Below are 7516 nucleotides of genomic sequence, written 5' to 3'. Positions count from 1 at the left end.
GGCTGCCCGAGGCGGTCACGCGCACGCCATGGTAGATCAGCAGCCAGCCGTTGGGCGTCTCCAGCGGCGGCGCGCCCAGGCCGACGCGGGCCGAGTCCCACCAGCCCGGCCGGGCGCGCAGGAGGAGCCGGTGGTCGCCCCAGTAGCGCAGATCCTCCGAGAAGGAGATCCAGATGTGCGCCTCGCCGCGGATGACGGGCCGGTGGATGAGCGCCCAGCGGCCGCCCACCCGTCGGGGCAGAAGGGCGGCGTCCTTGTCCTCGGGCGGCACCAGCACCCCGCGCCGCTCGAAGTGGCGGAAGTCGGTGGTGAGCGCCAGCGAGACCACCGGGCCGCCACCGGAGAAGGAGACGTAGGTGAGCGCCCAGGCGCGCTCCTCGTCCAGCCAGACCAGGCGCGGGTCCTCCAGCCCCCAGCGCTCCTCGCGGTGGGCGGGGTCGGGGAGGAGCGTCGGCTGCGGGTCAATCCGCCAGCCGTCGACGCCGTCGCGGCTCCGCGCCACGGTCAGGTGGGAGAAGCCGCGCCGATCCTCCACCCGCACCACCAGCAGCGTCTCGGGGCCCACCCGGGCGGCGGCCGGGTTGAAGACGGCGTTGGCGGGGTAGGGCCACTGCTGGACGGTCAGGATGGGGTTGGCCGGGTGGCGGTGGAAGAGCTCCGCCGGCAGGCTCTCCCGGCCGGGCTCGAGGGCCATCTCAGGCCCGCCTCCTCCGCGCCCGACTCTCCGCCTGCGGCGCCCGCGCGCCGCCCGCCGGTCCGCCGCCCTCCGCCTCCCCGGCCGGCGCCGGGGCGGGCACCGCCCGCTTGCGCAGTGTCTGGTTCATCTGGCGCAGACGCTCCAGCACGCGCCGGTCCACCTCCTCGCGGGGCAGACCGGTCAGGATCTCCATGGCCTCGTCCACGTCCGAGACGGCCCAGACGTGGAAGCTCCCGCTCCGGACCGCCTCCACCACCTCGGGGTGGAGCATCAGGTGGCGGCGGTTGCGCCTGGGCAGGAGGACGCCCTGGCGCCCGGTCAGCCCCAGCGCCCGGCAGACGCGGAAGAAGCCCTCCACCTTCTCGTTGACGCCGCCGATGGGCTGGATCTCGCCCAGCTGGTTGACCGAGCCGGTCACCGCCACGCCCTGGTCGAGGGGGAGGCCGGCCAGCGCCGAGAGGACCGCGAAGAGCTCGGCCGCCGAGGCGCTGTCGCCGTCCACCTCGTCGTAGACCTGCTCGAAGGTGAGCGAGGCGGAGAAGGAGAGCGCTGTCTCCTGGCCGTAGCGGCCGGCCAGGTAGGCGGCCAGGATGGCGACGCCCTTGGTGTGGACCGGCCCGCTGCGCTCGCTCTCCCGCTCCACGTGGAGGACGCCGCGCTGCCCGGGCCAGACCCGGGCGGTGATGCGGTTGGGCCGGGCGAAGGCGTAGTCGGCCAACGAGAGGACGGCCAGGCCGTTGACGCTACCCACCGCCGCGCCGTCGACGGAGAGGAGCAGCGTCCCTTCTTCAAACATCTGGCGGATCCGCTCCTCGACGCGGTCCGAGCGGTAGCGCCGCTCCTCCAGCGCCTTCCAGACGTCCTCGGCGGCCACCGCCTCGGCCCCGCGCCTCGCGGCCCAGAGCGCGGCCTCGTCCAGCAGCTGGACCAGCTCGTTGAACCGGGTGGAGAGCTTCTCCTGGTCCTCCGCCAGGCGCGAGCTGAACTCCACCAGCGCGGCCGCCCCGCCGGCGTCGACCGGCAGGAGCCCGCGGTCGGCCGCGTACTGGTGGAGGAAGCCGGCCATCCGCGCCACGTTCTCCTCCGTCCGTGGCATCTCGGCGTCGAACTCCACGCGGATGGGGAAGAGCTTGCGGAAGTCCTCGTCCACGGCGCTGAGCAGGGCGAAGAGCTCGCCGCCCCCCACCAGGAAGACCTGCACGTCCAGCGGGATGGGCTCCGGGCGCAGGCTGCCCATGGGGATCAGGCTGAACTGCTCGTTCATGTGGTCACCGCCTTGAAAGCCGCTCGCCAGGCCGTTTTCCGGGCCCGGCTCCGCGTGGTTGGGGACAGTTTGGGGACGAAGCCGTCTCTGACCCTCGCGCTCACTGGCGCGTGGAGGTTTGAACATCCAGCCACTCGCCTGCCGCCATGGCCGCCTGCTCCTGCTGCTCGGGCAAGACGTGGGCGTACGTGGAGAGCGTCACGGTGACGCTGGAGTGGCCGAGGAGTCTGGAGACGACGTGCACGGGGGTCCCAGCCTTGAGCTGGAGCGTCGCCCAGGTGTGCCTGAGGTCGTGGAAACGGGGGAGCGGCTCCGCGATCCCGGCCCGGCGGATGAACTTACCGTACCAGGTCTCCAGGGTCTTGCGCCGGATTGGCGAGCCGTCCTCGTGCGTGAAGACGTAGCCCGTCTGCTTCCACCCGGGCCCCCAGGCCAGGCGCTGCTCCTTCTGCCAGAGGCGCTGCCGCCGGAGCGCTTCTTGCGCCTCCCTGGGGAGGGGGACCGTCCGCATCCCGGCCCGGCTCTTCGTCGGCCCGGGGGTCTTCCCGTCCGCCAAGATCTGCCGGACGCTGATGGCGGTCTCCTGGACGTCCGCCCACCGGAGCCCCAGCACCTCGCTGATCCGGAGGCCGGTCGCGAGGGCCAGCTCCACGGTTCTCGCATACTTCGCCCCGATGGAGTCGGACTCCGCCTGGACGGCTGCCGCCATGACAGCACGGGCTTCGTCGGCGGTCAAGGCCCGCATCTCTCGCGGGGTCCACCTTGGGCGCTTCGCCCTGCGCGCGGAAGCCGGGTTGTCGGGGATAAGGCCCCACCGCACCGCGTCGCCCAGCGCGCGGCTGAGGATGACGCCGTCGTGGGCGACGGTGCGGGGCGAGAGGCCCGACGCCAGCATCTCCCCGTAGGCGCGCTCCACGTGGAGCGGGGTCAGCGCCTGGAGCCTCATGCCCGCGACGCTCGTTTCGAGCATCGCCTTTGCCATGGCCGAGTAGGCGATCATGCTGCCAGGGGCAACCTGGGCCTTGACCGCCTCCAGCCACTGGGTCAGGTACTCCCCCACCGTGATTCTCGACGGCTCCACCGCCTGCCCGAGGTCGGCCTGCCGCAGGAGCTCGGTCAGCTTCCGCTGCGCGTCCTCCTCGGTCCCTCGGACCGTGACCCGTAGGCGCTTTCGCCGACCGGTGGTAGGATCGGTCCCGAGGGTGACCTCCACCCGCCAGGAGCTGTGCCCGCGCCGCTCGATGTGGCCCCGTGGAGCGGCGCCCTTGTTTGCCTGCTGTGCCTTTGCCAAGGTTCTGGTCACCTCGCTCGAAAGGCGAGGCGGCCCCTCCGGCCCAGGAAGTACGCCGGGGGGCCGCCGAGACCTTCGCGGGCGGCCCTTCAGCCGGTCGTGATCACGTGGCTGTGCTCCCGCTCCTCCATCCACGTGAGGAGCGCGTCGCGGCGGATCAGGATGCGCCGCCCCAGGCGGACATGCGGGATGTCGCCCCGCTTGAGCGCCTGGCGCAGGGTGGTCTGGCCGACCCTCAGGAGCCGGGCCACCTCGGCGACGGTGAGCACCAGGGGCTCCCCGTTCTCATTGCGGATGCGGTCGTCCATGGCGATGCCTCCTATCGTTCAAGGGCCAAGGTCTCGTCGCGCTCGGCCCGCGGTCTCCGAAGTCTGGTACGTGCGCTCTCATGGCTTTGTCTCTGCTCGAGCTCCTCGACCCGCTCGACCATCCGCCTGGCGGCCGCCTGGATCCGCTCTCCTGACTCGCGAACGAGCTTCGGATCTTGGGCCCAGCCGAGCACGTAGGCGAAGGAGTAGCGCGACGTGTCGAGCCCTCGTGCCGCACAGACCACGTAAGCCACGCTCTCAGCCTCGGTTTCGGCGCGCGGGCGGTTGTCGGGATGACCGTAGCCCGACGGATGAAGCCAGGCGTGTGCGAGCTCGTGAGCGAGCGTCTTCGCCCGCTGATCCAGCGGGTCAGACGCGAGAAGGCTGATCTCCCGCTCGCGGGAATGCCAGATCCCGTGGGCGCCCCCGAGCTCCGGGGCCACCGTCACGCGGATCCCCTCCTCCTGCGCGATCCGGAGAAGAGCGCGATAGAGGCGCTCGGCCGCCTCGGAGTGGCCTCGGAGCGTCTGGACGGGCGGCTCGGGGAGGGGCTTCCCCTCGGTTTGGCTCACGTCGAAGACGTAGACGGGGCGGAAAGCAACCACGCGCTGCCCCTCCGCCTCGCGGCCGCGCTCCTTCTCGTCCTCCTTCCCCTCGACGCCCTCGTCCGGCGAATCCGGGCGCTCTTCGCGCACGCCCTCCGTCCTTCGGGGCCGGACGACTACGGGAGCGAGGATGACGATGCCGTGTTCGCCGCGCCGGACGTGGCGCCCGAGCTCCTGCCAGGTGCGGTAGCCGGCCACCAGGGTGGCGTCGGGCCGCTGGGCAAGGATGAGCAGGGTGTTGGCGAAGCTGTAGCGGTGGAAGCGGGCTTGAACCTTGAGGTAGCGTTGCCACTCCTCGGCGGTCTGGAGGCGGGCGATGCCCTCCTCGAGTCGCTTGTGGAGCGCCTGGACCCGCTCCCGCACGGTCTCGGGGTTCAAAGCTCGGCACCTCCGGGAAAGGAGAAAGGGGGCCGGGCTCAGCCCGACCCCCTGTGGCGGTCCGAGTGATCACGAGACGGCCTTGGCGGTGTCGTCGAAGATGAACTCGACGCGGTGGTCCTCCCCGAGGCGGAGCCGAGCCCGGAAACGCCGGCCGCTCCGACCTTTGAGCCGGACCGGCCCCACCACCTCTCCACGGAGGAGCGACGTCGCCTCCGCCCGCGTCACCCGGTGGCCGGCGATCTCCTTCCAGAGAGCGAAAGAGCAGCCGGTCTCCCGCCACGCCGAGCAGGAGTAGGAGCGCTCGTGCTCGATGACGTCCGCTCCGCAGGCCGGGCACTTTCCGACTGGCTCCGCAGGCGGCCGCTCGGGGAAGTCGAAGACGACCTTGCCGTCGTCCTCCACCTTGAGGGCGGCCTTGAACGGCTTCCCGGCCTTGGAGCGGAAACCGTTCAGGACCGCGGTCTTTCCCTTCTTGCAGAGCTCGGCTGCCTCGGCGTCGCTGAGCGGTCGATGCCCGATCTCGCGCCAGAGCACCCAGTCGCACTCCGGGCACTGCCAGCCGTCCTCCATCTCCTCGAGCTCCTCCGCCCCGCAGAGGGGGCAGGGTCCGACCGGCATGGGACGCACCTCCAAACAGGAAGGGCGGCCGCTTGGGCCGCCCTTCTCGGGTTCTGGATGTCTGAACTTGTCGGTTATGCTCCGGGGATCAGGAGCTTCGCGAGAAGGCCCAGGATGGCCAGGAGCAAGAGGCCCAGCGACCAGTTCCGCACCGACTCGATCTTCGCCTCAAGGTCCGCCCGCAAGGCCTTGATGTCCGCCTTCAGTTCATCCTGGGCGCGCCCAAAGGCGTCCAATCGCTCCTTTACGTCCGCCTTGAGCTCGTCCTGGGCGCGCCGGAGGTCGTCCAGGCGCTGCAGGATCAGCCAGGAGGCGTCCACTGGAGCCCCGGGCCCACCTGGTTCGCGCGTTGCGGCCACTTCCTCCGACACGGGACCCACCCTTTCTTGCACCTTAGACTCTACCACCCTTCGGCCCATCTTGCTCCGGCCGCCCGGCGCCTTCCAGGAGCCGCTTCAGCTCGCCGAGCGAAACGCGCACCTCTTCCACCCCGGTCCCCTCGCAGAAGTAGCACTCCTCCTCGTCCCAGCGACCCTCCTCGTCCTGGACATCGACTACGCCGTCGCCATGGCACCACTTGCAGGCGCGCACCACCTTGACGCCGAGCACCCGTCCGTCGTCCTCCATCGCGATCACCTCCTCCGGCTCGCCGCCCGCCGGCGGCTCTGAGAGCCGAGGGCCAGGCGCGGAGCGCCGTCCCGGCGGGCGTGGAGGCAAGGGCGGAGCGAAGCAAAGAGCGAGGGCCGGGAGGGATAGCGGAGGCCGGAGGCCGAGCATATGCTCACGGCCTGAGCGACCCTTGCTGGAGCGGGGAGCCCGGCGGGGGCAGGCTCAGCCGGAGCCGCCGGGGTCTCATTTCCTCCTCGGCAGCCATGGCAGCTTCGGGCGGGGTCTCCCTTCCGGCTCCGGCGGCCAGAGGTCGCCGAGGATCTCCCGCACGGCCGCCCGAAGAGACTCTTCCCCGTCGGGGTAGGCCGGCGGCGTCTCCCACCGCCCGTCGCGGAGGCGAGGCTCCAAGCGCGGGAAGTGGACCGCGCGGACGGACGCCGGCGGGAAGCCGGGGTCGCCGTCCGACATCGCGAGCCACCAGTTGCGGGGGCTCACCCCTGAGCCCGTGAGGACCACCGTACTGGGAAGCGCCCGGTGGCGCCTCGCGCGCCACCGCCAGGCGAGCCACCAGGCGAAGCGAGCGGGCTCGCCCGGGCCCACGAGGACCGTCAGGTCCGCATGGCGACTGGCGAGCCGCCAGAGCTCGTCCACGCCGACGTCGACCGTGCCCAGGTCGGCGACCACGTAGGGCCGGTCGCGGGCGCGGAGGACCTCCATCACCCGCTCCCACGCCTCGGGGGGCCGGGCATAGGGCAGGGGCTTCCCCGCCTCCTCGCCCTCGGCCACGCTCACGAGCGCGCCGGGTACCACCGCCAGCCGGGGAACCCACTCGCCTGGCTCCGCCGCGCCCAGGGCCGCCGAGGGCACCTGACTGGCCTCGACCAGGTAGACGCCCCAGCGCCGGGCGAGCGCACCGGCGATGGCGGCCGCCACCGTAGTGGTCCCCACGCCGGGGGCGATGCCGCCGACGGCGATGAGCTGGCTGCGCGCCCCCAGGGGAACGAGGCGGTCGACCACCTCGATGCGGGTGGCCGTGGCAGCCTGCGCACCGGGTTCCTGGCTCGGGTCGATCCAGCGGATGGCCTGGGCGAGAGTGGCCGGAGGCCGAGCCAACACAGCCGAGAGCTCTTCCAGGTCGGTGACGATGTCGTAGATGCCCAGCGCCGCGACGCTCGCGAGGAGTCCATCCCCGGGCGAGCGGCCCGGGGCGAGGACGATCGCGCGGCTCTGGGGCCGGGCAAGCCGGTAAGTGACGAGGGGACCGATGCCCGGGAGCGCGTCCGCATCGACGACTAGGGTGTCGGAGGGCACCCGGGCGGCCGCCTCGACGGCCGGGCCGCCTCCACCGCGCTCGACCACCTCGAGGTGGCCGTCTGCGCCCACCAGGGAAGCCACGGCAGCCTCGGTGGCGCGGGTGACGATCGCCTCGATCATGGGCGTACCACCTCTCGGAGATGAGAAAGCGTATCCGGGCCGAGCGCGGCCCAGGCGCCGGCGAGGGCCAGACAGGCCACCAGCGCCTCCAGCGCATTCTCCGCAAGACCTCCCTCGGGCAGAGCGGGGATGCAGGTCAGCCGGATCCTCTTCCTCGACCAGGGCCAGAGGAGCAGCTCGGGCGTCGGGTTGGCCAGGTCGAGCACGAGATGGGAGACGTAGCCCGCGAGGACCGCGAGGGCGAGCCAGGCGGCCCAAGGAACGCCTTGGTCCAAGGCGAGGCCTCCGGCCAAGGAGAGCACCCCGGCG

10 protein-coding genes are annotated in these 7516 nt (G+C 72.0%); all 10 read right to left on the bottom strand.

From position 1 onward, the window contains the following. A partial coding sequence (locus K6U79_10105; GenBank protein MCL6522704.1) for a glycosidase occupies positions 1 to 694 on the bottom strand: 694 nt, incomplete at its 3' end. Between the two features lies 1 nt (position 695). Next, a complete protein-coding gene (locus K6U79_10100; protein MCL6522703.1) occupies positions 696 to 1961 on the bottom strand; it encodes an AAA family ATPase in 1266 nt (421 codons plus the stop codon). Between the two features lie 100 nt (positions 1962 to 2061). After that, positions 2062 to 3252, bottom strand: coding sequence for a site-specific integrase (locus K6U79_10095; GenBank protein ID MCL6522702.1), 1191 nt, complete (start codon positions 3250 to 3252; stop codon positions 2062 to 2064). Between the two features lie 89 nt (positions 3253 to 3341). Beyond that, a complete protein-coding gene (locus K6U79_10090) occupies positions 3342 to 3560 on the bottom strand; it encodes a helix-turn-helix domain-containing protein (protein MCL6522701.1) in 219 nt (72 codons plus the stop codon). An 11-nt stretch (positions 3561 to 3571) separates the two neighbouring features. Further along, positions 3572 to 4543, bottom strand: a complete 972-nt coding sequence (locus K6U79_10085; protein MCL6522700.1) for an ssDNA-binding domain-containing protein — start codon at positions 4541 to 4543, stop codon at positions 3572 to 3574. Between the two features lie 69 nt (positions 4544 to 4612). Next, positions 4613 to 5164 (bottom strand): topoisomerase C-terminal repeat-containing protein, encoded by a 552-nt coding sequence (locus tag K6U79_10080; GenBank protein MCL6522699.1) that lies wholly within the window; start codon positions 5162 to 5164, stop codon positions 4613 to 4615. A 74-nt stretch (positions 5165 to 5238) separates the two neighbouring features. Further along, entirely contained in the window at positions 5239 to 5484 is a 246-nt protein-coding gene (locus K6U79_10075) for a hypothetical protein (GenBank protein MCL6522698.1), read from the bottom strand. A 73-nt stretch (positions 5485 to 5557) separates the two neighbouring features. Further along, positions 5558 to 5791: a hypothetical protein gene (locus K6U79_10070; GenBank protein ID MCL6522697.1), complete on the bottom strand. Its 234-nt coding sequence runs from the start codon at positions 5789 to 5791 to the stop codon at positions 5558 to 5560. A gap of 225 nt (positions 5792 to 6016) precedes the next feature. After that, positions 6017 to 7207 (bottom strand): hypothetical protein, encoded by a 1191-nt coding sequence (locus tag K6U79_10065; GenBank protein ID MCL6522696.1) that lies wholly within the window; start codon positions 7205 to 7207, stop codon positions 6017 to 6019. Next, the coding region (locus K6U79_10060; GenBank protein MCL6522695.1) for a metal-dependent hydrolase at positions 7204 to 7516 on the bottom strand (313 nt) is incomplete at its 5' end. The genes K6U79_10060 and K6U79_10065, both read right to left, overlap by 4 nt.

Source organism: Bacillota bacterium (assembly GCA_023511835.1).
Taxonomy (GTDB): Bacteria; Bacillota; Sulfobacillia; order JAIMAT01; family JAIMAT01; genus JAIMAT01.
Note: the sequence above shows the minus strand (reverse complement) of the source record. Positions and strands in the feature narration are given on the sequence as shown.